The sequence below is a fragment of the Natronocella acetinitrilica genome (genome assembly GCF_024170285.1).
Taxonomy (GTDB): Bacteria; Pseudomonadota; Gammaproteobacteria; order Nitrococcales; family Aquisalimonadaceae; genus Natronocella; species Natronocella acetinitrilica.
In genome coordinates, this window is sequence record NZ_JALJXV010000011.1 from 69,465 (window position 1) to 95,053 (window position 25,589).

General features: G+C 63.3%; 21 protein-coding genes. 9 read left to right on the forward strand and 12 right to left on the reverse strand.

Features of this window, described 5'->3' with window-relative positions; all coding sequences use genetic code 11:
* The first annotated feature begins 84 nt into the window (after positions 1–84).
* Both J2T57_RS19575 and J2T57_RS19580 read left to right on the forward strand, forming a co-directional pair.
* Positions 85–696 (forward strand): DNA-J related domain-containing protein, encoded by a 612-nt coding sequence (locus J2T57_RS19575; RefSeq protein ID WP_253483940.1) that lies wholly within the window; start codon positions 85–87, stop codon positions 694–696.
* Complete coding sequence (locus J2T57_RS19580; RefSeq protein WP_253483942.1) at positions 693–1,268, forward strand: TIGR02444 family protein; 576 nt, start codon at positions 693–695, stop codon at positions 1,266–1,268. Before J2T57_RS19575 ends, J2T57_RS19580 begins: the two co-directional genes overlap by 4 nt.
* On the opposite strand, the gene J2T57_RS19585 is transcribed toward J2T57_RS19580, so the two are convergent.
* From J2T57_RS19585 to J2T57_RS19605, 5 genes are all read right to left on the reverse strand, one after another.
* Entirely contained in the window at positions 1,265–2,065 is an 801-nt protein-coding gene (locus J2T57_RS19585; protein ID WP_253483944.1) for a LamG-like jellyroll fold domain-containing protein, read from the reverse strand. The genes J2T57_RS19580 and J2T57_RS19585 overlap by 4 nt on opposite strands.
* Entirely contained in the window at positions 2,052–4,700 is a 2,649-nt protein-coding gene (locus tag J2T57_RS19590; RefSeq protein ID WP_253483946.1) for a G8 domain-containing protein, read from the reverse strand. Before J2T57_RS19590 ends, J2T57_RS19585 begins: the two co-directional genes overlap by 14 nt.
* 200 nt (positions 4,701–4,900) lie before the next feature.
* Positions 4,901–6,310 carry an NAD(P)(+) transhydrogenase (Re/Si-specific) subunit beta gene (locus J2T57_RS19595; RefSeq protein WP_253484282.1) on the reverse strand — a complete coding sequence of 470 codons (1,410 nt, stop codon included), beginning with the start codon at positions 6,308–6,310 and terminating at the stop codon, positions 4,901–4,903.
* A gap of 15 nt (positions 6,311–6,325) precedes the next feature.
* Positions 6,326–6,622 carry an NAD(P) transhydrogenase subunit alpha part 2 gene (locus J2T57_RS19600; RefSeq protein ID WP_253483948.1) on the reverse strand — a complete coding sequence of 99 codons (297 nt, stop codon included), beginning with the start codon at positions 6,620–6,622 and terminating at the stop codon, positions 6,326–6,328.
* Complete coding sequence (locus tag J2T57_RS19605; RefSeq protein ID WP_253483950.1) at positions 6,619–7,755, reverse strand: Re/Si-specific NAD(P)(+) transhydrogenase subunit alpha; 1,137 nt, start codon at positions 7,753–7,755, stop codon at positions 6,619–6,621. The genes J2T57_RS19600 and J2T57_RS19605 overlap by 4 nt, the downstream gene beginning before the upstream one ends.
* 425 nt (positions 7,756–8,180) lie before the next feature.
* On the opposite strand from J2T57_RS19605, the gene J2T57_RS19610 reads away from it, so the two are divergent.
* The 5 genes from J2T57_RS19610 (at position 8,181) to J2T57_RS19630 (ending at position 13,009) form a co-directional block, all read left to right on the forward strand.
* Positions 8,181–8,759 carry an HNH endonuclease gene (locus J2T57_RS19610; RefSeq protein ID WP_301289579.1) on the forward strand — a complete coding sequence of 193 codons (579 nt, stop codon included), beginning with the start codon at positions 8,181–8,183 and terminating at the stop codon, positions 8,757–8,759.
* Between the two features lie 359 nt (positions 8,760–9,118).
* The gene (leuA, locus tag J2T57_RS19615) at positions 9,119–10,834 is read left to right on the forward strand and encodes a 2-isopropylmalate synthase (RefSeq protein WP_253483954.1); all 1,716 of its coding nucleotides are present in this window, start codon (positions 9,119–9,121) and stop codon (positions 10,832–10,834) included.
* A gap of 1 nt (position 10,835) precedes the next feature.
* The gene (locus J2T57_RS19620; protein ID WP_253483956.1) at positions 10,836–11,219 is read left to right on the forward strand and encodes a hypothetical protein; all 384 of its coding nucleotides are present in this window, start codon (positions 10,836–10,838) and stop codon (positions 11,217–11,219) included.
* Positions 11,220–11,228: 9 nt separating this feature from the next.
* Complete coding sequence (locus tag J2T57_RS19625) at positions 11,229–12,125, forward strand: 5'-3' exonuclease (protein ID WP_253483958.1); 897 nt, start codon at positions 11,229–11,231, stop codon at positions 12,123–12,125.
* Entirely contained in the window at positions 12,125–13,009 is an 885-nt protein-coding gene (locus J2T57_RS19630) for a fructosamine kinase family protein (RefSeq protein ID WP_253483961.1), read from the forward strand. The genes J2T57_RS19625 and J2T57_RS19630 overlap by 1 nt, the downstream gene beginning before the upstream one ends.
* A gap of 221 nt (positions 13,010–13,230) precedes the next feature.
* Here J2T57_RS19630 and J2T57_RS19635 read toward each other — a convergent pair whose 3' ends face one another.
* Genes J2T57_RS19635 through gcvT form a run of 5 tightly spaced genes read right to left on the reverse strand, consistent with a single transcriptional unit; the run spans position 13,231 to position 18,611 of the window.
* Positions 13,231–14,169 (reverse strand): carbohydrate kinase family protein, encoded by a 939-nt coding sequence (locus J2T57_RS19635; RefSeq protein WP_253483963.1) that lies wholly within the window; start codon positions 14,167–14,169, stop codon positions 13,231–13,233.
* Positions 14,166–15,674, reverse strand: coding sequence for an aminomethyl-transferring glycine dehydrogenase subunit GcvPB (gene gcvPB / locus J2T57_RS19640; RefSeq protein WP_253483966.1), 1,509 nt, complete (start codon positions 15,672–15,674; stop codon positions 14,166–14,168). Before gcvPB ends, J2T57_RS19635 begins: the two co-directional genes overlap by 4 nt.
* Positions 15,675–15,678: 4 nt before the next feature.
* A complete protein-coding gene (gcvPA, locus tag J2T57_RS19645) occupies positions 15,679–17,037 on the reverse strand; it encodes an aminomethyl-transferring glycine dehydrogenase subunit GcvPA (protein ID WP_253483969.1) in 1,359 nt (452 codons plus the stop codon).
* Between the two features lie 46 nt (positions 17,038–17,083).
* A complete protein-coding gene (gcvH, locus tag J2T57_RS19650) occupies positions 17,084–17,485 on the reverse strand; it encodes a glycine cleavage system protein GcvH (protein ID WP_253483972.1) in 402 nt (133 codons plus the stop codon).
* Positions 17,486–17,522: 37 nt separating this feature from the next.
* A complete protein-coding gene (gene gcvT, locus J2T57_RS19655; RefSeq protein ID WP_253483975.1) occupies positions 17,523–18,611 on the reverse strand; it encodes a glycine cleavage system aminomethyltransferase GcvT in 1,089 nt (362 codons plus the stop codon).
* Between the two features lie 264 nt (positions 18,612–18,875).
* On the opposite strand from gcvT, the gene putP reads away from it, so the two are divergent.
* Together putP and putA are read left to right on the forward strand one after the other, a co-directional pair.
* The gene (gene putP / locus J2T57_RS19660; RefSeq protein ID WP_253483978.1) at positions 18,876–20,336 is read left to right on the forward strand and encodes a sodium/proline symporter PutP; all 1,461 of its coding nucleotides are present in this window, start codon (positions 18,876–18,878) and stop codon (positions 20,334–20,336) included.
* A 70-nt stretch (positions 20,337–20,406) separates the two neighbouring features.
* Positions 20,407–23,559: a bifunctional proline dehydrogenase/L-glutamate gamma-semialdehyde dehydrogenase PutA gene (gene putA, locus J2T57_RS19665; protein WP_253483981.1), complete on the forward strand. Its 3,153-nt coding sequence runs from the start codon at positions 20,407–20,409 to the stop codon at positions 23,557–23,559.
* A 182-nt stretch (positions 23,560–23,741) separates the two neighbouring features.
* Here putA and J2T57_RS19670 read toward each other — a convergent pair whose 3' ends face one another.
* Both J2T57_RS19670 and J2T57_RS19675 read right to left on the reverse strand, forming a co-directional pair.
* Positions 23,742–24,494, reverse strand: a complete 753-nt coding sequence (locus J2T57_RS19670) for an MlaA family lipoprotein (RefSeq protein ID WP_253483984.1) — start codon at positions 24,492–24,494, stop codon at positions 23,742–23,744.
* Positions 24,491–25,567 carry a phytoene/squalene synthase family protein gene (locus J2T57_RS19675; RefSeq protein ID WP_253483987.1) on the reverse strand — a complete coding sequence of 359 codons (1,077 nt, stop codon included), beginning with the start codon at positions 25,565–25,567 and terminating at the stop codon, positions 24,491–24,493. The genes J2T57_RS19670 and J2T57_RS19675 overlap by 4 nt, the downstream gene beginning before the upstream one ends.
* Between the last annotated feature and the right edge of the window lie 22 nt (positions 25,568–25,589).

The following is a 25,589-nucleotide window of genomic DNA, read 5'->3' on the forward strand; positions in this document are numbered from 1 at the left end:
GGGCACGGCCTCGATGGGCCGGGGTCCCGCAGTCTACTATGGTCGCGGTTGCAACGGCCAAGCGTGGGGGATGACACTGGAACCATGCAGACCTGGAATGGGATCACAGCCGTCGATTCCGCGGGCCAAATTCTCGCAGTGCTGCGCCGCCACCCGGCAGGCCTCAGTGAGTGGGAGTTGCTGCGGGCACTGCATGAGGCTGAGGCTCCAGGCTATGAGCGAATGAATCTCGCCGATCCGGAATGCCTGTTCCGCTCGCACTTTCTCCTCTTTCATCGTCTCTACCGGCTGGACGAGGATCTGCGTCGGCAAACCGGTGAAGGGGTAGAGGTGCACTGCCTACGTGTACGCCTTCTGGCTCCGCCAGGCGACGATGGACCGGCAGAGGCATCAGTCCCTGCTGCAGCCGATCCCATGCGGGCCTACTATCTGGATCTTGCCAACATGGACGGTGTGGATGCTGCCCAGGTGGAGGCCATGATCTCCGATTTCTGGCGCCGCCTGTCTACACCCGATGACCGGCGAGGCGCGGCCCTGGAGGTGCTGGGGCTTGGTTCCAACGTCGATGCCGCCGCGATAAAGCGGCAGTATCGACGTCTGGTACAGAGGCACCATCCGGACCGCGGCGGCGAGACCGCCACGCTGCAGAAGATCAACGAGGCAATGATGATACTCATGGACGGGAGCGTGCGATGACCATGGATCGAGAGGCCGCCTGGCAAGGTATCGTCGGCTATTACCAGCAGCCCGGTGCGGCACGGCAACTGTTGCAGTTGCAGGATCGGCTCGGGGTCAGCGTCACGGCGCTGCTGACCCTGCTCTGGCTCAGTGCGACGCATCATGGCGCGCCGACGGCGCCGGCCATCAGGGCTCTGGTGCAGAGTACCGAGGCATTTCAGCGAGACGTGCTGCGGCCCATGCGCTCTGCCCGGGAGGCACTGCGTGGCTGGGAGGTCACGCCGGGAGTATCCGCTGAAGACGTGCGACAGCGTTTGCTGGCAGTGGAGCTTGAGGTTGAGCGCCTGGAACAGGCCCTGGTGCTGGAAAGTCTCGGGCCGGCGGAACAGCGGGAAGCCCCGGATGATGCGTTGAGTGATGCCTGTCTTGCGCTGGCGCGCTATTGCCGGGCGCTGGAAATTGACCTTGATGCCGAGGCGGCCCAGGCTTTGATTCACGCCATCAGCGTCGCCCTGGACGACTATGATGGCTTGCAGATCTCCCAGGCCTGGTCCCGGGCCTGGCGTTCCATGAAGGCCGGCGTGTCCTAGTGATCGAGTCCGTAACGATAGAGGTCGCGCACCGACTCGCCGGTCAGGGCGTCCATGTAGAGGGCGACTTCGTCGAAGCAGACTGCAGCGTCGCCATGGGCATGAAAGACCAGGCGGCCCTGCTGGTCCATGATTATCTTCGCAGTTGCCGGCTCGCCGGAGTGCCCATCCACGTAGAACCTTAAACCGTCCCGGGCTGCGTCGACATGAGCGGCGTTCAGGGTCAGCGCCAGGTGCGTCCAATCGTTTTCGGTCAGGGCGCCCTGGCTGATGGTCTGGTGCCAGTTGCGGTTATCGTCCCAGGCATGGAGGGTGGTGTTCTCCACGTCCACGGTAATCTGCATCCCGGCGTTCGGGCCATGGATTGCCGTGAAGATCGGCGTTGGTTCCGTGGTCAGGGCCTCTGGTCGAACCCAGAAGGCAAGGCTCTTGCGGCGATAGTCCATGGGTTGGGCGAGATCAAGGGACGGGTCCAGCCTCAGGGCGAATTCACTGCCGGGTAACAGGCAGGCCGCCTCACCGACTTGCCCATCTGCATATCGCAGTCCGTCGGGGTCGAAATCGAGGACGAAGGGAGGCAGTGACTCCGGTTCCCGCCCCACGTCCACGACATCGCCGGGTTCCCGCACCGTCGGATGGTCCGCCGTGAACCAGAGCACCGTCCCCGGATAGGCATAGGCGTCCGGGGTGGCATGCTCCGCCTGCGTGCTGTCGCAGGCGGCGAGGGCAACGCCCGCAACGACCGCGGCCATGATCACTGGCGTGTGGGCCCGGGCCGGCATGTCAGTCAACTTCACGGATGTTGCTGGTGATTGCCCGGGCCTCGCCGCTCTCCAGCAGCAGCCCACCGCCATGGTTGTAGATGATGGTGTTGCGCATGAACGGACGAAACGAGTCCGGCGAGCGACCGAAGTTGGGCGCGTAGGCCAGGTACCAGCGGTCACGCAGATAGCCATAATATTCCTGTTCCAGGAACGCATCCCCGGTGTCGCCCACCAGCACACAGTTGTCGATACCGAGATCGCTGCCACCGCCGTGGGGGATAACGAGTCGCTTGTAGGCTGCCGCGAGTACGCAGTCTTCCACCACCTGGCGGTTCTCGATCCAGATCCCGTGATCCTGGAAGCCGTAACCCTGTATGCCCCGCAGCGTGACATCCGGCGCCGAGGGGGAGTTACGATGCCGGAACTGGCGGAAGAAAAAGCCCAGTGCGGTGGCCTGGGGCGGATACACGTTGGCGTCCGCATAACCACGCTCCACCTCGGCGTTTTCCATGGAAATGGTGTGCGCCCGGTTGTTCTCGAAGATCATCGGCGCCGGCGCGATCACCGGGCGCTCCTGCCAGTTGTCGCCCTTCATGGTGCGGCCCATGCGGTAGAGGCCGCGGTCTTCGTCCCAGACGGCACGGCTGGTGAAGGCGGCGCTGTAGAAGTAGCCATTGCCCCGGTCGGCGACACCGGCGGCCACATTGTTGCGCAGGGTGTTGAAGGGGTTTTCACCCCAGAACGCACCGGTGCGGTCCTCTTCCTGGCAGGAGGGTGTCTGCGGCAGGCTCAATGGCCGGCTGCCCTCGAAGCAGGCGGCGTTGGTGTTATTGAGATTGTCTGCGGGGACGATGGGGTGGCCGAGGAACGCCATGTTCTGCCGCTCCAGTACGTTGCGCACCAGGATGGCCAGGTTGCCGGTCATGGTGTTGCCGAACTCGCTGCCATCCTCGGCGAAGACGAAGGCGTGGTTGCTGATGTCGTAGGCCACGTTGTTGTCCACCACCACACCCGCCACGCCGTGAAGATTGACGGCACGCTGGAACGAGCTGTGCACCGAGCTGTTGCGAATGTAGTCGCCGCTGGCATCCACCGAGTCGATCAGCAGCCGATCAAGGGTGGCGCGATCCTCGGGCGTGGCGTGAACGTAGACGTTGCGGCCATTGGCGCCATCCATGTACCAGTGCCGGCGCTGTGCGTTGGTATCGGGCAAGGCGCCGGGTGGATGGGGTAGGCTGGCATTGGCCCAGGTGCGCTCCCACAGATCGAGAAATTCGGGCTTCTCGTAGATTGCCTCCATGTTATCCACGTAGGGCCGATGCCAGTGGGAACAGTAGCGCCCCTGGCTGCCCATCTGGCCGCAGCGGCGCATTTCCAGCCCGGATATGTTCACCGTTGAGGGATACATGAACATGGTGTGGGCGCCATAACGATGCTCTTCGGAGGCCTCGTCTCCCTCGATGACAATATTGCGCGAGATGAGACCCACCTCGGCGCGCATGTCCAGCAGACGCTCGGCCCCGTCGATGTCGTCGTAGGCGCGGACCGTCGCCGCGTGGTAGTGCTGCACCGGTTCTGCCAGCGTCACAAGACGCCCGTCCACCGCCGCCACGGTGAAGCTCTCCGCCTCCTCGGCGATGTAGCCGGTAGGCGCCAGGGCAATCCTGTCCCCCGGTGCCCATCCGGTGTGATTGACGAGTTCCAGTGTGGTATCGCCGGGCTCCGCGGGCACCGCCAGTTGTGTCCAGCTGCGCTTCATGGCGCTTTGCCCATAGATAGAGAGGGTGGCTCCATCCATCACCATCAGCCCCTTGTAGTTGCCGAAGTCCAGCTTGTCCGTTTTCGAGCCATCCCTTGCCACGTGCCAGAGAATCTGGCCGTTGCTGCTGCCCGTGGCCTCGCGGTCCAGAGAGACTATTTCCCGATAGACACGGCGAGGATCGGTGACGGTGATGCGGATATCGGCGCCCAGGGGACGCTCCGAAGTGCCGATCTGCAGGTGTGCTGCAGGGCCATGGACATGGATCCAGTCGGTTTGCAGATGGGTGTCCTGATCCTGAAACAGCAGCGTTCCATGAATCATGAGCGAGCGAACCGTCACCGAGGGTTCATCCATGACCACTGTCATGCCCTCATGGATCATGACCGGATCATCGGGACCTGCGGAGGAGAACTGCTGCGACCAATAGACCGCGTTCGTTGGGATTTCCTGCGGCGGCGCGGTGGTTTGCCCCTCGATAAACGTGGGCGCCTGGAGCCTGGCCAGCGGCTCGTTGGCCGTGTCGACCTGCGCCTGGATCTGTTCGTCTACGATCCAGCCGCCACCCCGATGTACCCAGGAGACCTCCACCTGCCCGGCAGGCAGGATGTACTGGCGTTCCTCCCAATCCCGCGCGTCCCGGGTTGTGGCGATGGTGGAACCGTTCACCACCAGGCTGAGTTCGCCGTCGTCTTCGGTTTCGTCGCGACGCCACGAGAAGGACAGCTGACCGGGTCCGGTGTAGTGCGTGGTGTAGACGCCTTCGGGGGTGGTGGTTACCACCGGGGTATTGCTGTTGTTGCCACCGCTCGACCCGCCGCTGGAACCGCCTCCGGAGAGGCAGCCGGCAAGCAGCACGGTGAGAACACCAAGCAGGATGGCTGAGACGGACAGGACTGGACGCTGCATGATCACGCTCCGTGTGATGATCCGAGGATTCCATTCGGCGGGGCCACCAATGCGCATGAATCGGTGGTCGGCCTGACTAGCTTGCCGTGGCACCCTTGCTTTTCTGTGACACAGTTCACATTTGTCTGTCGCAGTGGATGCAAAAAAAGAGGCCGCTCCCGGGAGCGGCCTCTGGTCATCCATGAATCTCAGTGCGGTGCCTAGAGTTCCTTGACGGCAGCCACCATCTTGTTGGCCACCTTGGCGCCGTCGCCGAACACCATGCGGGTGTTCTCTTCGAAGAACAGGTTGTTCTCCACGCCGGAGAAACCGGTGCCTCGACCGCGCTTGATGACAAGCACGTTCTCCGCCTCGTCCACATTGAGGATCGGCATGCCGTAGATGGGGCTGGATTCGTCGTTCTTCGCCGCGGGGTTGACCACGTCGTTGGCGCCGATCACCACGGCGACGTCGGTGGTCTTGAAGTCCTCGTTGATCTCTTCCATGTCGAAGATGAGATCGTAAGGAACCCCGGCTTCCGCCAGCAGCACGTTCATGTGCCCCGGCATGCGCCCCGCCACGGGGTGGATCGCGAACTTGACGTCCACGCCCCGCTCTTGCAGCAATTGCACCAGTTCCCAGATCTTGTGCTGGGCCTGGGCCACGGCCATGCCGTAGCCGGGCACAATGACAACACTCTCGGCATAGGCAAGCATGTAGCCGGCGTCTTCGGCGCCGACTTCCTTCATTTCGCCCTCGGGGCCTTCGCCGCCGCTGTCACCGGTGGTGCCGAAGCCGCTGAACAGCACATTGTGGATCGGCCGGTTCATGGCCTTGGCCATCAGGTGCGTCAGCAGCATACCGGCAGCACCAACCACCGTACCGGCGATGATCAGTGCCGGATTGCCCAGCACGTAGCCCTTGAAGCCAACCGCGAGGCCGGTCAGGGCGTTGAATAGGGAAATCACCACCGGCATGTCCGCACCGCCGATGGGCACTGCCATGAACACGCCGAACAGCAGCGCCAGGGCAAAGAACACGAAGATGGGGAACACCCCGCCACTCATGAACACCCAGATACCCGCCATGACCATGGCAGCGAACAGGATGATGTTCACCAGCTGCTGCTGTGGTACCAGGCTGTTGCGCTTCATTCGGCCGTCAAGCTTGGCCCAGGCAACCAGCGAGCCGGAAAAGGCCACCGAGCCGATCAGGCCGCCGAGTACGGCCAGGAAAGCCACATCAGCGCCCATGTACTGGTAGATGGCGTTCTGCCCGGTGTCCAGCAGGTTACGCTGAGCTGCCAGCAGATACACGGCGGCGATGGCGCCGGCGGAGCCGCCACCCATCCCGTTGTAGAGTGCCACCATCTGCGGCATCTCGGTCATCTGCACCGTCTGGGCCGTCTTCCACGCAAGACCGCCGCCAATGGCGATGGCGATGATGATCAGCACGAAGTTCGTGACGCCGTGGATTTCCGGATGGAAAAAGGTGATGAAGACGGCGACGAGCATGCCGACACCGGCCCAGATGATGCCCTGGCGTGCGGTGACCGGCGTACTCATGCCCTTCAGGCCGACGATGAACAGAACGGCGGCCAGGAAGTAACTCAGTTGTATCAGGAAATGCAACATGTCCTAGCCCCCTTATCCGTCGTTCTTGCTGCTCTTGAACATCTCGAGCATGCGTTCGGTGACGACGTAGCCGCCCACGGCGTTACCTGCACCAAGGAGCACGGCAATGAAGCCGATCAGCTGTTCCATTGGTGTCTCGGCGTGGCCCAGCGCAATCATCGCGCCGATTACCACGATGCCGTGGATGAAGTTCGAGCCAGACATCAGCGGCGTGTGCAGGATGACAGGGACTCGGGAAATGACTTCATAGCCCGCCACTGCGGACAGCATGAAGATGTAAAGGGCGGTGAAACCGGTGATCTCGATCATGACTTCTTCCCTCCCTCAAGGCGCTCGCGGGTGGCGCCGTGCTTGATTTCACCGTCATGGGTCAGGCAGCTGTCACGCAGCACCTGGTCTTCCCAGTCAAGAACGAGTTCGCCGTCCTTGATGATGAGGGTCAGCAAGTTATAGAGGTTGCGTGCATACATCTCGCTGGCGTGCTGGCACAGCGCGCTGACCACGTTCTTGGGCCCATAGACAATGACGCCGTTGTGGTCCACTTCCTTGCCGGCCTGGGTGACCTCGCAGTTACCGCCGGTCTCTGCGGCCAGATCAATGACCACTGCGCCGCGCTTCATGCGCTCGACTGTCGCGGTATCAATGATCTTCGGTGCCGGGCGGCCGGGAATGGCGGCCGTGGTGATCACCGCATCGGCCTTGGCGATGTGATCGGCGAGCACCTTGGCCTGTTGCGCCTGTTCTTCCTTGGTCAGTTCGCGGGCGTAGCCGCCCTCACCATCGGCCTTGACGCCGGTATCGATGAACTTGCCGCCCAGGGATTCCACCTGCTCCTTGGTGGCAGAGCGGACGTCATAGGCTTCTACCACCGCGCCAAGGCGCTTCGCCGTTGCAATGGCCTGCAGACCGGCCACGCCGGCACCCACGACGACAACTCTCGACGGCTTGATGGTGCCGGCGGCCGTAGTGAGCATGGGGAACAGTCTTGGGCTGATATTGGCAGCCAGCAGGACCGACTTGTAGCCGGCGATGGAGGCCTGGGACGACAGCGCATCGATGGCCTGTGCCCGGGTGATACGCGGCACCAGTTCCATGGAGAAGCTGGTGATCTTGCGCTTGACCAGCTCCTTGATGCGGGTGTCACCTTCGTGGGGCGCCATGAAGCCCATCAGGATGCTGCCTTGCTTGAGCTTGCCCACCTCTTCCACGGTGGGCGGTTGCACCTTCAGCATGATGTCCGCGCTCTTGAAGGCCTTGCTCGAGGCCGTGACGGCCTTGACGCCCTCGTAGGCGTCGTCATCGAATCCGCTTTCAACGCCCGCACCTTTTTCAAGCAGCAGCTCGACTCCGAGCTTTTCCATCTGCTTGAACAGGCTGGGCACCAGAGCCACACGCCGTTCTCCCGGCTGAGACTCTTTCGGCACAGCGACCTTGATTGCCATGTTTGATCTCCCGTTTTTCACAGGGTTGCTCCGACCTCATTGAGTGCCGCTCCGAGCCTGAAAACGGCCCACACCCCGGGAGCGATCACGGGTCGGACAAAAAAGCGCGGACGGTACGACCCGGCCGCGCTAGCCGCGCAATCATAGTGCAAAGTTGTCCAGATTTGAAGGGCGTAGCGAGTCAGGCGGCTATGAGGGTGCCTCCAGCAGGCTTGCCTCGCCATGTGCAGGACTCCTCCATTGCGGGTTATCGCCCACTCTCTCGCAGGGCCTACATCATGTTGAAACAATTGTCATTTGTCATGGTCTGTGGGATACATGGACTGAGACATCACGCCGCCTGCAAAACCAGGCCTTCGTGACCAGCAGGAGATCTGACGGTGCTCACCCTTGCGAGCCAGATCCTCCGGACCGACGTTTCCGGCATGCCGCTGGAATGGATTACCTATCAGGACGCGGTCCGGCTCTACTACCTGGGGCAGGTTGTCTACAGTTGCGGCAGCCTGCTCTATCGTGTCCGCGGTGGCTACAACGCCAAAAGCGGGCTGCGCAGCGTTATCGAACTCAATTCGATCATTGCCACCGAGGGCAGCGTCCAGGCTGTGATGAAGGGGCGCAATGGCTACGTGCCGCCGTTGGATAACAAGGCCTTGTTCCGGCGCGACGACTTCCTCTGCCTCTATTGCGGTGAGCATTACAGCTCCTCCCGCCTGTCCCGTGACCATGTCACGCCGATCAGTCAGCGGGGGCAGGATGTCTGGAACAACGTGGTGACGGCCTGCAAGCGCTGTAACAACTACAAGGCCGGGCGTACGCCGGAGCAGGCCGGCATGGAGCTGCTCGCCATTCCGTTCATTCCCACCCACGCGGAGTACATCTACCTCAAGGGGCGGCGGATCCTCGCTGACCAGATGGAGTTTCTTCGCGCCCACTTCCCGCGCACCTCGCCGCTGCGGGACCGAAAGGTAAAGGTCTACACGGTGGAAGGCCCGGGCAGGCACTGAACGCGGCTGGTTTGAATGGGCGCCGGTACTTGACCGGCACGGTGGGTTCTGCGTATGTTCTAGGCATGAATACTCGGGATTTCGCCTCGCGCGCTCTACTACGACTGCTAAACCCGGCCTCCTGAAGGAGCGTCGGGCAGCGTCGCAGTTTATCCAGTCAGCGCCACCGAGTAACCGTCATGATCGTCTGTCAAACTTCCGCAAGATTCTTTTTACGCTGCGTCCGTGTATTGCGTGCTGCGCTGCTACGACTGCCCCGCGGTCACCGGGTCTAGTGGCGACCTGGTGGCCGTAGCGGTGCCACAACGTCCCTCGGGGCGGTCAGTTCGGCAGATCAAGCAGGCATTCGGGAGCCAGACATGTTGAAGCAACCATCATCCAAGTATCGGGCCTTCGCGGCGATCGATATACGAGACCGTACCTGGCCGGACAAGGTCATCGAGCAACCGCCCATCTGGTGCAGCGTCGACCTGCGGGACGGTAACCAGGCGCTGATCGAGCCCATGAACGGCGAGCGCAAGCATCGCATGTTCGCGGCACTGGTCGATATCGGCTTCAAGGAAATCGAGATCGGTTTCCCCGCCGCCTCCCAGACCGATTTCGACTTCTGTCGTGAACTCATCGAGCAGGATCGTATCCCCGACGATGTCACGGTCCAGGTGCTGACCCAGGCGCGGCCCGAATTGATCCGCCGGACATTCGAGGCCCTCAAGGGTGCGCGGCGCGCCATCGTTCATATGTATAACTCCACGTCTACGGTACAGCGCCGCGTTGTGTTCGGGCTGGATCGCGATGGTATTCGCGATATTGCCGTGCAGGGTGCCGAGCTGGTGCGGGATCTTGCTGCCGAAGCCCCGGAGACCGAGTGGGTTTTCCAGTACTCGCCGGAGAGCTTCACCGGCACGGAGCTGGATTACGCCGTGGAAGTCTGCGACGCGGTCACTGCGGTCTGGCAGCCGACTCCGGAGCATCGGGTCATCCTCAACCTGCCGGCCACGGTGGAGATGTCCACGCCGAACATCTATGCCGACCAGATCGAGTGGTTCTGCCGGCACGTGGCAAGGCGGGATAGCGTGATTGTCTCCGTGCACCCGCACAACGATCGCGGCACGGCGGTGGCTGCGGCCGAGCTGGCGGTGATGGCTGGCGCGGACCGGGTAGAAGGCACGTTGTTTGGTAACGGCGAGCGAACCGGCAACGTCGATGTGGTGACCCTGGCCATGAACCTCTACACCCAGGGTGTGCATCCGGGGCTCGACTTCGCGGACATCAATCAGGTCATGCGTCTGGCCGAGTACTGCAATCAATTGCCGGTTCATCCCCGGCACCCCTATGCCGGTGAGCTGGTGTTCACGGCGTTCTCAGGTTCGCACCAGGATGCCATCAAGAAGGGCTTCGGCGCCCAGGATCCGGACAGCCTGTGGGAAGTGCCCTACCTGCCCATCGATCCGCTGGATGTCGGCCGCAACTACGAAGCGGTCATTCGCATCAACAGCCAGTCCGGCAAGGGTGGTATCAGTTACCTCATGGAGCGTGACTACGGTCTGGTCATGCCACGGCGCCTGCAGATCGAGTTCAGCCAGGTGATCCAGCGGGTCACCGATGAGACCGGCCGTGAGCTGGTTGCCGATGAGATCTGGACGGCCTTCCGCGACGAATACCTCACCGTGAACCGCCCCTTCGAACTGGTGGAGTATCGCGAAGGGACGGACGCCCAGGGCAATGACAAGCTCTCGGCGACTATCCGCGATGATGGCAACAATCACCTCATCGCCGCCCAGGGCACCGGGCCCATCGACGCCTTCGTGACGGCGTTGTCGCGACATGTGGGCTGTGAACTGCAGGTAGCCGATTACACCGAGCATGCGGTGAACGCGGGTGCCAATGCCCAGGCGGTCGCCTACGTCGAGATGCGTGGTCCGGACGGTTCAACCCTGTACGGTGTCGGTCGGCACGCAAATATCGTCACTGCGTCATTGCATGCGGTGCTGAGCGCGGTCAATCGACTGGCCGGGCGTAGCGTGCTTGAGAACGCCGGCGACGCACGCCTGCAGGCAGTGCGGGAAGGCGCGTGAGGTGAGTAGCGCCTGGGTCGCCGATCTGGCCCTGTTGTTACAGGCAATCGGTGATCCGGAGCGGGCGCGGCGGCTTGCCCGCATGGGGGGCCGCATCGTCATGCTCATGGGTGTGATCGTGGTCACTGTCGGCGCGTTGGCAGCGGACACCGCTACCATGCTCGAAGGCACCCTGGTTGCCCTGCTTGGCTTTGCCGCCGGGTGGGCTTACAGCCGCCTTGCATCCATAATTCTTGCCTTGTTGATGGCGCTGGGTATCGCAACCGGGCTGGCCGTTGGGGCTGCAACCATCGGATTGCTGGTTCAGGTTGCGGTATTTGGCGTCTGCCTGCGCCTGGTGGAAGCGACCTGGCATGTGCAGCGGGCGCGGCGACAGCAGGAGTAGCGGGGCAAGATGCAGCTTTACCTGATCGATGCGAGTATCTATATCTTCCGTGCCTGGTTTTCCCTGGATGACCGGGTTCGTGATGACCATGACAACGCCGCCCATGCCGTCTTCGGTTATGGCAATTTCCTCCTCGACTTCCTGGAAGGGACCCGACCCGGCCACGCCCTTGCCGGGTTCGACGAAAGCCTCAACACCTGCTTCCGCAACGACTTCTATCCACCTTACAAGGCGAACAGGCCCGAGGCGCCGGAAGATCTCAAGCGACAGATCGGTATCTGTCGTGATCTGACCCGCGGGCTCGGCTTGCTTACGCTGGCCAGTGACCGCTATGAGGCAGACGACCTCATCGGCGCGGCGGCCGAGCGTTTCCGGCCGGCGGGTTTCAGCATGCGCTTCATGACCTCCGACAAGGACTATGCCCAGCTACTGGAGCCCGGCGACCGGATCTGGGATGCGGCGGGGCGGCGTAACCTGGATTGCGAGGGGGTCGAGCGGGAGATGGGGGTGCGTTCCGACCAGGTCGCCGACCTGCTGGCACTGGCCGGAGACAGTGTCGACAACATACCCGGCGTACCGGGCGTGGGGCCGAAGTCGGCGCGGGTGCTGTTGCAGCATTTCGGAGGCTTGGAGGGGATCTACGAATCGCTGGACCTGGTGCCGCAGTTACCCATGCGCGGCGCTGCGCGAGTAGCGAGATTACTGGACGAGCACCGGGACATGGCCTTTCTCTGTCGGCGTCTGGCCACGATCCATCGCGGTGCACCGCTGGAATGTACCGAGGACTGCATCGCCGTCGGCCCCGCTGATCCAGACTTGCTCGGCTCGCTTCCGCTGCCTGGGCGCGTGCGACGTCGGGTGGATGCGAGGCTTGAAGCTGACCGCCGCGAATCCGAGCCGGTCTGATGACGCCCTGGGGGGAGATCGCCGCGGCGATAGGCGAGACAACCGATGGGCAGCCAGTCATTCGCCAGCGAATCCCGCTTTCCGGCGGCAGCATCAATACCGCGTACCGGGTTGAGACCACGGTTGGTGACTATTTCGTCAAGCTCAATGACGCCACGCGGCTGGACATGTTCCAGGCCGAGGCCGATGGCCTGCGCGATTTGGCGGCGGTTGATCACGGGCCGCGTATTCCGATTGTGATCACCCACGGTGTGGCGGCGGGGCGCAGCTTCCTGGTGCTGGAGTGGATCAATCTGCGTGGCCGGGGTGACTGGGCGGCGTTGGGCACGGCCCTCGCTCACTTGCACGGGCAGACGGGCGAGCAACATGGCTGGCACCGGGATAACACCATCGGTTCCACGCCGCAGCCCAATTCGCAGCACCCGGATTGGTGCAGCTTTTTCGCTGGGCAACGGCTGGGTTTTCAGTTGTCCCTTGCCGAGCAGTCCGGCGCGTCGACGCGGTTGCTGGACCGCGGCCAGCGCTTGCAGGATGCCTTGCCCGCGTTGCTGGCGGGGCATGCCCCGGCGCCGTCGCTGCTGCATGGCGACTTGTGGTCCGGCAATGTCGCCTTCGACGAGTCCGGTGCCCCGGTGCTCTATGATCCGGCCACGCACTACGGAGACCGGGAGTGCGATCTTGCCATGAGCGAGCTGTTCGGCCGCTTTCCCGAGGCGTGCTACACCGCCTACGAGTCCGTCTGGCCCCTCGAGTCGGGCTACCCGGTGCGCCGGGATCTCTACCAGCTCTACCACGTGCTCAATCACTTCAACCTGTTCGGCGGCGGCTACGCCGGGAGTGCCCAGAGCCTTGTTGACCGGTTGCTGGCGGAGGTTGCGGGGTGAGTCACAGGCGTGGTGGCCTGGTTGAGGGTTGTCGTGGTGCGTTACGGCCTTCGGCCTAACGCACCCTACGGGAAACGGGCACGGCCAAAGGTAGGGTGTGTTAGGCCGAAGGCCGTAACGCACCACAAGGGCGCTGGCCAGGCCACCGGCCTCCATGGACGGGTTCACGGCGTGTCCCCGAGGGCCCCACCCGCACTCCGTTCCTCTCCACGGTGAGTACGTTATCCGTTGAGATCTGCGCCGAAGGCGTCCCGGTACCAGGCGCGAAAATCGTCCATGCTGAAATGGTGATTCTGGGTGCCGTGTCGCGCCACCTTGATGGAGCCCATCAGGGATGCGATTCGGCCAGTGGTCTCCCAGTCGAGTTCCCGCATCAGGCCGAATAGCAGCCCGGCGCGGTAGGCGTCGCCGCATCCGGTGGGGTCGACCACGGCGCTGGGCTTCACCGGGGGGATGTCGATGCGCCGTCCGTCGGTATAGATGTGCGAGCCTTCCGCGCCCTTCGTGACCACCAGCCCCTGGGTGCGGCGCGCCAGCTCGCCCACGGGCTGACCGATGCGCTCCTCCAGCAGCCGCGACTCGTAGTCGTTCACGGCAACCCAGGTGGCCTGATCCACCATGGTCAGCAGTTCGTCTCCATCGAACAGCGGCAGCCCCTGGCCGGGATCGAATATGAACGGGATGCCTGCTTCCTTGAACTGCCGCGCATGCTGCAGCATGCCGTCACGGCCGTTGGGCGCGACGATGCCGATACGGGCGCCGGCGTCCGTGGGGATGTCAACGATATGCGCCAGCCCCATGGCGCCGGGGTGAAAGGCGGTGATCTGGTTGTCGTCCAGATCGGTGGTGATGTAGGCCTGCGCGGTGTAGTGATCATCCAGCACGCGCACGAAGCGCTGGGAGATCCCCCATTTTTCCATCCAGTCGGTGTAATCGGAGAAATCCGCGCCCACTGTCGCTACCGGCAATGGCTCGCCGCCCAGCAGCTTCAGGTTGTAGGCAATATTGCCGGCGCAGCCGCCGAACTCCTTGCGCAGCTCCTCCACCAGGAAAGAGACGTTGAGAATGTGCACCTGCTCCGGCAACACGTGGTTCTTGAAGCGGTCGCGGAACACCATGATCGTGTCATAGGCCAGCGACCCGCTGATCAATGCTGTCATCCATTACTCCGCTTCGGCTGGGCGTCACTTTCCACAGGCGCGGCCGGGTGCCAGACCAGATCCAGCTCCTTCGCGGCCCGCACTTCGTCAAGCCTTCTCACCGGCATGGTGTAGGGCGCCCCCTTTAGGGTGTCTATGTTCTCCATGCCCTCCTTGCGGATAGCTACCATGGCCTCGACGAAGCCATCAAGCTCTTCCCGGGTTTCGGTCTCGGTGGGCTCGATCAGCAGGCACTCCGGGACCAGTAGCGGGAAGTAGGTGGTGGGTGCGTGATAGCCGTAGTCCAGCAGACGCTTCGCCACGTCCATGGCGGTAATGCCGTACTCCTTTGCCTCGCGACGGAAGCTGATGATGAATTCATGGCTTGCGCGGCGATTGCGGAACCAGACCTGGAAGCCCTCTTCGCGCAGCCGGGTCATCACGTAGTTGGCGTTCAGCGTGGCGAACTCGGAAACACGAATCATGCCCTCCCGGCCAAGCATGCGGGCGTAGACATAGGCACGCAGAATCACCCCGGCATTGCCCATGAAAGCGGACAGGCGGCCGATGGTCTGGGGGCGCTCCTTTTCAGTCAGCCACTGGTAGCTGCCATCTTCGGCACGCTCCACCACTGGCAGTGGCATGAAGGGCAGCAGGCGCTTGCCCACGCCGATGGCTCCAGCGCCTGGTCCACCGCCGCCGTGGGGCGTGGAGAAGGTCTTGTGCAGGTTGATATGGATGACATCAAAACCCATGTCGCCGGGGCGGGCCTTGCCCAGGATCGCGTTCAGGTTGGCGCCGTCGTAGTAGAGCAGGCCACCGGCACCATGCACCAGGTCGGCCATTTCCTTGATGCGCCGCTCGAATACACCCAGCGTGGACGGGTTGGTAAGCATGATTCCGGCGGTCTTCGGCCCCACGGCCTCGCGCAGGGCTTCCATATCCACATCACCGTCGCTATCGGTGGGGATCTCCCGGACCGTGTAACCGCACATCACCGCTGTTGCGGGGTTGGTGCCGTGGGCGGCGTCCGGCACCAGTATCTCGGTGCGGGCGTCATCGTTGCGGGAGCGGTGATAGGCGCGAATCATGGCCACGCCGGCGAACTCTCCCTGGGCGCCGGCCATTGGAGTCAGGCTACAGCCGTCGAGTCCGGTGACCTCGGCGAGCATTTCCTGCAGCTCCCACACACAGGCCATATAGCCCTGGCCATGGGAGGCTGGCCCCCACGGGTGACGGTCGAGAAACCCGGGCAGCATGGCGAGGCGGTTACTGGCCCGCGGGTTGTACTTCATGGTGCAGGAACCCAGCGGGTAGAAGTGCGTGTCGATGGAAAAATTCCGCTGCGACAACCGCGTGTAGTGGCGTACCACCTGAAGCTCGGAGACTTCCGGCATCAGCGGGGCATCACTGCGCAGGTGTTCGGCCGGAATATCGCCGGGAGTGGCCAGGTCAGCCGCGGGGGCCTGCACAGTGGCGCGGCGACCGGGGCTGCTCTGTTCGAAAATCAGTTTGTCTTCACGCATGGCATCAACCTCCCGCAACCGCTGCACGCAGCCGTGCGGCATAGTGCGCGATGTCTTCGTCGGTCACGACTTCCGTGGCGCAGACCAGCAGTTCCCGTTCGCGGCCCGAATCGTGCCGCCCCAGATCATATCCGCCCAGGATGCCTTCCCCGGCCAGGGTTTCCAGTACCGGCGCCGCCGCCGTGGGCAGGCGCAGCAGCCGCTCGTGGAATACCGGACCGCTGTGGACGGCTTCCACACCAGGAATCTCCGTCAGCGCCGCCACCAGGCGATTGGTCTGCTCGTGACAGGCAATCGCCACGCGACGCAGCCCTTCCGCACCCAGCAGAGACATGTGGATTGTCGCCGCGGTGACCATCAGGCCCTGGTTGGTGCAGATGTTGGAAGTGGCCTTGGAGCGCCTGATGTGCTGCTCCCGGGCCTGCAGGGTCAGCGTGTAACCTGTCTTGCCGTCCAGGTCTACCGTTCGGCCGATCACCCGTCCCGGCATTTGCCGGACGTGGGCCTTGCGCGTGCAGAGAAAGCCGAAATAGGGGCCACCGGAGGACAGGGGGATACCCATGGGCTGACCTTCACCACAGGCGATATCGACACCCTTGCTGCCCCATTGGCCCGGCGGTTTCAGCAGCGCCAGTGCCAGTGGGTTGACCACGGCAATGACCATGGCACCGGCGGCATGGGCGGCGTCGGTCAGGGCGTCGACGGCTTCCAGACGGCCATAGAAGTTGGGCTGCTGGATGACCACCGCCGCTGCTTCGTCAAGGTCATCGAGGCCGGAGACATCCAGTGCGCCATCCTTCTCGGGCAGGGGCAGGGTGTCGAGTTCGATGCCCTGGTTGTCCACGATTGCCCGGATCACGTCCCGGTAGATCGGGTGCAGGGTGCCGGCCAGGAACACCCGGCGGCTTTTTGCACGCCGGTTGGCGCGCACCGCCATGAGGATGGCCTCCGCCACGGCGGTGGCACCGTCATAGAGTGATGCGTTGGAGACGTCCATGCCAGTCAGGCCGGCCATCATGCTCTGGTATTCGTAGAGCAGCTGCAGAGTGCCCTGACTGGCCTCTGCCTGATACGGCGTGTAGGCGCTGTAGTATTCCCCGCGGGTGGTCAGCTCCCACACCGCCGCCGGCACATGGTGCCGGTAGGCGCCAGCGCCGATGAAGCATAGCGGTACTTCGTCCTGCCGGGCGCGCTCCCGCATCAAGCGGGTGATGGTCTGCTCGGGCAGCCCCGCGGGCAGCCCGTCGAGGGAGGCGCCGCGCAGCGGCTCGGGAATTTCGTCGAACAGGGCGTTGATATCCGCGACACCGATGGTGTCGAGCATATGCCGGATATCGTCGTCGGTATGAGGGATGAATGGCATGGCTCTACCATATGGCTATTGACTGGAAGGCTGAGTGGGTTGGACCTTACTCCTCGTCCTCCTGTTCGCTGACCATGTGCTCGTAGTCGTCAGCGTCCATCAGTTCTTCGATGCTGTCGGCGTCGTCCGGCTTGATGCGCATGATCCAGCCGTCACCGTATGGGTCCGTATTCACAAGCTCCGGCTCATCGGTGAGCCGGCCGTTGGTGTCGACAATGACGCCGTCCACTGGGGCGTAGACGTCGGATGCCGCCTTGACGGATTCCACCACTGCACAACCTTCGCCGGCCTGCACGGTGCCGTCCATCGCTGGCGTCTCGACGAAGACCAGATCTCCCAGGGCACCCTGAGCATGGTCCGTGATGCCAACGGTAATGGTGCCGTCCTCTTCCGCACGAACCCATTCATGGGTGGCGGCATAACGCAGGTTGCTCGGTACTTCGCTCATGGTCTTCCCCCGGCAGCGTGGTTCAGAGAAAAAGACTTCAGTTTACAAGAATCTTGCCGCGACGCACGAAGGGCGGTTGCACCACGCGCACAGGCTGTTCACCCGAGCGCAGCAGCGCGGTCGCCTCACCTTCCGCCCCCATGGGGAGGCGGGCCAGGGCAATGGAGCAACCGAGCATGGGCGAGAAACCACCGCTGGTCACATGACCTTCGCTGCCGTCCGCAGTGCGAATCACCGTGTCATGGCGCAGCATGCCGCGCTCGCGCAGGACGATGCCAAGCAGGGTTTCCTCCGGGCCTGCGTCGCGCTCTTTCTCGAGGGCGGTGCGACCGATGAATCGTCTGTCATCGGGCTCCCAGGCCACCGTCCAGGCCAGGTTGCTGGTCAGCGGTGACGTGCTCTGATCCATGTCCTGTCCGTACAGGCAAAGCCCTGCTTCCAGCCGCAGGCTGTCGCGCGCGCCCAGGCCGCAGGGCCGCACGCCGGCTTCCACCAGGTGGTCCCAGATGTCCACCACCTGACGCTCGGGTACGATCAGTTCGAAGCCGTCTTCACCGGTGTAGCCGGTGCGGGCAATGAGCAGATCGCCCTGTTCCAGGCTATGGAAGGGCTTGAGTTGCGCCGCCTTGGTCGCCGTGGCGCTGTCGATGCCGGCGGATAGCAGGTTCACCGCTTCCGGACCCTGGACCGCCAGCATGGCTGCACTGGCCCGCTCACGGACGCGCACGTCGAATGGCTCGGCCTGCTGCTCCATCCAGGCCAGGTCCGTCTCCCGCGTCGCCGCGTTGACCACGGTGCGGTAGCGTCCCTCGGACAGGAAATAGACGATGAGGTCATCAATGATGCCGGCATCTGCATTGAGCATGCACGTGTACATGGCCTGCCCCTGAGTTGACAGACGAGCAACATCATTGGCCAGCAATCGTTGCAGGTAGGCCCTGGCGTCTGCGCCAGTGACGTCGACCACCGTCATGTGGGAGACGTCGAACATGCCGGCGTGACTGCGGACATGCCGATGTTCCTCGAGCTGAGAGCCATAGTGCAGGGGCATATCCCAGCCCGCGAAGGGCACCATCTTGCCGCCAGCCTGGCGGTGACGTTCGTGGAGAGCGGTTTCTCGTAGCATGCTGCGATCCTGGCACTCCGTGGGACGAGTCTTGAAGCGGATCCGCTGCGAGGACTGGCGGTCGCCTTGATGCGCTACAGGCCTAGCCTAGCCTAGCCTAGCCCCAGCCTGCCTGGTACGCCAACCTTGCCGGCATCCGTTCGGGGTCCGAGGACTATACCGATGCCTACGCCGGACTCCAAGAGGCAGCGGAGTGCATCTTCCGAATTCAGCGGCTAAGGTGTCAAAGACGCTCAAAACAATGCATCAACAAGGGGCACGTATATGGACATCAGCACGCCGACCCTCGTCACGTTCTGCATCTACCTGGTGCTGATGATGGCGTTGGGGCTGGTCGCCTACCGGGTGACCAACAATCTGTCCGATTACATCCTCGGTGGACGCCGCCTCGGTCCGGGGGTGACGGCCCTGAGCGCGGGGGCATCCGACATGAGCGGCTGGTTGTTGCTGGGCCTGCCCGGGGCCATTTACGCAGCTGGGTTGGCGGACATGTGGATCGCCGTCGGTCTGACGGCGGGTGCCTTCCTCAACTGGATGTTCGTGGCACGGCGGCTGCGACGGCACACCGAGGTGGCCAACGACTCCATCACCCTGCCGGACTTTCTCGAGCACCGCTTCGCCGATCGCTCCCGCATCCTGCGCGTGGTGTCGGCGGTGGTGATCCTGCTGTTCTTCATCTTTTATACGTCCTCCGGGCTGGTTGCCGGCGCTACGCTGTTCGAGAGCTCGTTCGGTTTGCCCTACCACACCGCATTGCTGGTCGGTGGTGCCGTGATCATCGGCTATACGTTTCTCGGTGGTTTCCTCGCGGTGAGCTGGACCGACTTCTTCCAGGGCATCCTGATGTTCTGTGCCCTGCTCCTGGTGCCGCTGATCGGCATGCAGATGCTTGGCGGCTGGGACGAGACGGCGGACACCATCCGCGGCATCGACCCGAGCATGCTCGACATCTGGAACAACGTCACCGTGCTGGGCATGATTTCGTTGCTGGCCTGGGGGCTTGGCTACTTTGGTCAGCCGCATATTCTCGCCCGCTTCATGGCGATTCGGTCGGCAGACGAGGTGCCGCGGGCCATGTTCGTGGGCATGACCTGGATGATCTTTGCGCTGATCGGCGCGGTGCTCACCGGCCTGGTGGCTATCGCCTGGTTTGCCGATTCGCCCCTGGATGACCAGGAGGCGGCCTTCATCCTGCTGAACCAGGTGATTTTCAATCCGTGGGTGGCCGGTGTGCTGCTGGCCGCGATCCTGGCGGCGGTCATGAGCACCATCGACTCCCAGTTGCTGGTGTCATCCAGCGCGCTGACCCAGGATTTCTACAATACCCTGCTGCGCAAGGATGCAAGCTCCACCGAGTTGGTCTGGGTGGGTCGCGGCGCTGTGATCGGGGTTGCCCTGGTAGCGCTGGCGCTGGCCTGGGATTCCGACAGCCTGGTTCTGGAACTGGTTGCATACGCCTGGGCCGGCTTTGGTGCGGCGTTCGGTCCGGTGATCATTCTGTCGCTGTTCTGGCGTCGGATGACCCGCAACGGCGCCCTGGCAGGCATGGTGGTGGGCGCTGCCACCGTGGTGATCTGGGATCTGATTCCCGCCGGCGGCATTTTCGAACTGTACGAGATCGTGCCCGGCTTCGTTCTCGCCTGGATCGCCATCATGGTTGTGAGCCTGATGGACGATGAGCCGTCCATGGCCATCAAGAAACAGTTCGAAACTGCCCACGACTAGACCGGTCACACTGCAGGGCCGCTGGTTTGGCCGCCCTGTCAGACACGTCGCACAGACATGGAGAATTGTAATGATCGTACAGCCCGAAGCCCGCGCGACATCCCTTAGACAGGCATTGCGAGACGCCTATCGCATGGACGAGCGGGAGATCATGCAGGCCTTGGCCGCTGCTGCTGAAACCAGCGCCGAGCAGCGCCGGCGAATCGAACAGGAGGCACGCACCCTGGTTCAGGCTGTGCGTGACGAGCGAGTCTCCAGCGGCGGTGTGGATGCACTGCTCCATGAATACGATCTGTCCAGCAAGGAAGGCGTCGTACTCATGTGCCTTGCCGAGGCGCTGATGCGGGTGCCGGACGCCGAAACCGCCGACCGGCTCATCAAGGACAAGATCGCCAGTGGTGACTGGGAGTCGCATCTCGGCCACAGCGAATCCCTGTTCGTCAATGCGTCCACCTGGGGCCTGATGCTCACTGGGCGCGTGGTGCGTCTCACCGAGCGTTCCGGCAAGGATCTCGGGCAGGTCATGCGGCGCATGGTGCAGCGTAGCGGTGAGCCCATGATTCGCCAGGCGGTCCGCCAGGCCATGCGCATCATGGGCAAGCAGTTCGTGATCGGGCGGACCATCGACGAGGCCATCAAGCGGGCCCGCGAAGATGAAAAAGAGGGGTACACCCACTCCTACGACATGCTAGGCGAGGCGGCACGCACCATGCGTGATGCCGACCGCTACTTCGAAGCCTACAGTAACGCCATCAAGGCCATCGGCGCCGCCAGCAAGGGCAAGGACATCTACGCGTCGCCGGGAATTTCCGTGAAGCTGTCCGCGCTTCACCCCCGTTACGAGTTCGGCCAGCGCGACGCCATGCTGCCGATCATGGTGGAGCGTCTGACTGCGCTCGCCCATGCCGCCCGGAAAGCGAATATCGGTCTGTGCGTGGACGCCGAGGAGGCCAACAGGCTGGATATTTCCCTGGACGTTATCGAGGCCGTGGCAGCGGATGATGCCCTCAAGGACTGGGACGGATTCGGGCTTGCCATTCAAGCCTACCAGAAACGCTGCCACGCCCTGATTGACTGGTTGGCGGATATGGCGCGGCGTCATCAGCGGAAGCTGATGGTGCGCCTGGTGAAGGGGGCCTACTGGGACTCCGAGGTCAAGGACAGCCAGGAGCAGGGGCACGTTGACTACCCGGTCTTCACCCGCAAGGTCAACACCGATGTCTCGTATCTGGCCTGCGCCAAAAGGCTGCTGGACGCCCAGGATGTTATCTACCCGCAGTTCGCCACCCACAATGCCCATAGCGTCGCCTGGATACTCGAAGCTGCCGGCGACCGGCGCTTCGAGTTTCAGCGGCTGCACGGCATGGGTGAGTCCCTCTACGCAGGGCTGGTGCAGAAGCGCGGTATCCCCTGTCGCATCTACGCGCCGGTGGGCAGCCACGAGGAACTGCTGCCTTATCTGGTGCGCCGCCTTCTGGAAAACGGTGCCAACAGCTCCTTCGTCAACCGTATCCAGGACGAGAAGCTGCCCATCGACGAGATGATCGCCGATCCGGTTGAACAGATGCGCAAGCTCGATACCGTGCGTCATCCGCGGATTCCCCTGCCGGAGCATCTGTACGGCAAGGGCCGGCGGAACTCACGGGGCGTGGATCTCACCGACCGCCGCGCCGTCGAACCCCTCGGTGCAGCCATGCAGAGTGCAGCGGAGCGTGGCTGGAACGCCGCACCCCTGATCGACGGCAAGGCGCAGAGCGGCTCCGAGCGCAAGGTGATGGACCCGGCCGACCATGGCCGTCAGGTCGGTACCGCGATCTGGGCCACCCAGGAGCACGTGGACAAGGCCATGCGCAGTGCGTCCGCCGCCGCGCAGCGATGGGCCGCCACGCCCGCGGAAGACCGCGCCCGGTGCCTGGAGCGTATGGCGGATCTCATGGAAGAGCACATGGCCGAGTTGATGGCCCTGTGCACGCGGGAAGCGGGCAAGGGGCTTGCCGACGGTGTGGCCGAAGTGAGGGAGGCGGTGGATTTCTGCCGCTACTACGCCAATCGGGCGCGAGCCGACTTCTCCGCACCCGAAGCGCTGCCTGGCCCGACCGGCGAGAAGAACGAGATCCGCCTTGCCGGTCGCGGGGTTTTCGTCTGCATCAGTCCATGGAACTTCCCGCTGGCCATTTTCTGTGGCCAGGTTACCGCAGCCCTGGCGGCCGGTAATGCCGTGTTGGCAAAACCGGCGGAGCAGACCACCCTGATTGGCCATCGCGCGGTGCAACTGCTGCACCAGGCAGGTATACCCATGGATGTGCTTCATCTGGTTCCGGGTGACGGTGCCGTGGGTGCCTCGCTGGTGTCTGACGAACGCATCGATGGCGTTGCCTTTACCGGCTCCGTGGAGACGGCGCGCCGCATCAACCAGACCCTGGCGCAGCGGGAGGGGCCAATCATCCCGCTGATCGCAGAGACAGGCGGCCAGAACGCCATGATTGCCGATTCCACCGCACTGCCGGAGCAACTCGTCATGGATGTCATTGCCTCGGCTTTCCAGAGTGCCGGTCAGCGATGTTCCGCGCTGCGCGTGCTGTACGTTCAGGACGAGGTGGCGGACCACATCCTGCAGATGCTGGCGGGCGCCATGGAAGATCTGGTCATCGACGACCCGGCCTGGCTGTCCACGGACATTGGTCCGGTGATCGACGAGGATGCCCAGGGGATGCTGCAGGATCACATCGATGCCATGCGCAAGCGCGCCAAGCGGGTTATCGGTGAGGCTGCACTCGGGCCCAACACCGGCAAGGGTACGTTCGTCGCACCCATCGCCTTCGAAATCGGCGGGATTCACGAACTGGAAAAGGAAGTGTTCGGGCCGGTGCTTCACGTGGTGCGCTACCGGGCCAGGGATCTGGACAAGGTGCTCGACGCCATCAATGCCACCGGCTTCGGCCTGACCCTGGGCGTGCATACGCGCATCGATTCCACGGCGGAATACATCGCCTCCCGGGTGAAGGTCGGCAATTGCTACGTCAATCGCAACCAGATCGGGGCGGTGGTCGGTGTGCAGCCATTCGGCGGCGAGGGGTTGTCCGGTACCGGGCCCAAAGCCGGTGGCCCGCGGTACCTGCACCGTTTTGCCACCGAGCGGGTGGTCACCATCGACACCACGGCGGCCGGTGGCAACGCATCGCTATTCGCGATGAGTGATGACACGGAGGACCTGCCGCACTGAGGAGCTTGCATTCCCGGGCACTACGGCTGCAGCTGCATACCCGGGGAACGGACGACGGGTGCGCCACTCAGGGACACGCCGTAAATACATCCCTGTAGGCTCGACAGCGACATCCCTGTCGCTGACGGTCCCTGAGCGGCGCCCCCATCGTCCGTTTGTGCATGGGGCGAGATGGTGGCGCTCTACCAGTCCATGTCGTCCCAGTCGAGTTCGTCGAACGGGTCGACGTCCGGCTCCGGTATCTCGCCTTCGAAAATCAGATTGGCACGGAACTGGCGGTAGGCGGATCGTGTGAAGACGTATTCATCCAGGGCGGCTTCGCTGCGGAACCGGGCGGCCTGATCCAGGTTGGCGCGGGTGTTTACCAGGTCCAGCGCATATAGCGGTGCCGCCACGCTCCAGCCGAGGTAGGTGACCACGCTGGTTGCTGCCGCCACGGGAATGTTGTTCACGTCTCTCGTGTTCGAGGGCCCAAGCCCCGGCAGTACCAGGTATGTGCCCTCAGGGGCACCCCAGCCCGCCAGCGTCTGGCCGAAGTCCCGGCGCTTTGCTTCAAGTCCCATGGGTGTCGCGATATCGAACAGCCCCAGCAGGCCCACGGTGGAGTTGATGAGAAACCGAACGCTGCCCTCCACTGTCTCGTCCCAGCGGCCCTGCAAGGTGCTGTTCAGGATCACGCCGGGATAAGCGGCGTTACGAAAGAAATTGGTGACCCCCGTGCGGAAGAAGCCGGGCGTCACTGCCACATAGGCATCAGCCGCCGGCTTCGCGATGTATGCGTCGAGCACTTCGTTAAAGGCGTAGATTCGCCGGTTGGTTTCCTCGAAGGGATCGTAGACCTCCGGATCCGGTGCCGGTGGCGCCGAGGCACAGCCCGACAGGGGAAGCAGAAGCGCGCAAAACAATGCGATCAGCAGGTTGCGCCGGGCGCTCATGGGTTACCGCCCCTGGCAGCCAGGTTGCCAAGGGAGTCCTGATGCGCCAGCGGCAGGCCCCGGGCAGCCCATTCGAAACCGGCCTGCTGCAAACGGTTACTGCCGACGGACAGGTTGCAATAGGCGATGATCATCCGTAACCGGCGACGTGAAATCTTGACCATGGATGACTCGTTGAAATCGGGCTGCTGGCGAATGTTCTGCAGCGTGTAGAGAGCCATGCCGATCGCCCAACTGCAAAAGCGACGAATGCCCGGCTGGCGACGAGGAATAAGCTGGGTATAGCGAAGTGCCTGGCGCAGGTGGTAGTGGGCAACACCGACCAGCGTGTGCATGGCCTCACGATAGCCTGCATCCTGGTGCCAGGCCGCATCAGCTGCCAGGCTGCAGCCATGTTCGCGAAATACGTCCCGCGGCAACCAGCAGATGCCCCGCGCGCGATCGTCCCATACGTCCTTGAGGATGTTGGTCATCTGCAGTCCCTGGCCGAACGCCGGTGCCAGTTCAAGCAGTTCCTGCCGCCGCTCTGCCACCTGATCATCGACCTGGCTGAACAACTCTGTCAGGAACTCTCCCACGACGCCGGCCACCACGTAGCAATAATCGCGGAAGTGGCGACGGTCAGGCAGGCCAGTGGGGTTCTTCAGGTGCTCGAACCTTCCCATGCCCTCGCACATGACGCCCAGGCAGCGGCGCAATGCCTGGCGCTGCCGTGCGGGTAGCGTCTGGTACACGGTAATGACCTGGGGCATGGCATCAAGCAGGGCGCGTTCGGTCTGCTCGGCAATTGGCGCTGCCGCCTGCAACTGGCGAGAAAAGCTGGCTGGCGCTGCCTCGGCATCGAGTGTCGCCAGCAGCGCTGAGTAGTGGGTTTCCTTCTCCGTCGGCGTGAGTTTTGCGCTGTCCTCGATGGTATCCGCCGTCCGGCAGAGCAGGTAGGCATTGGTGATGCCCGGCCGCAATTCGAGAGGAAGCTGCGGAATGGTCAGGGCGAAGGTGCGACTGACACCGGGCAGGATGTCCGCTTGCCGACGTTCCGCTTCACTGGTCGGCAGGGGCATGCTTGCCGCCATACACGCGCTCCTGATGGTGGTA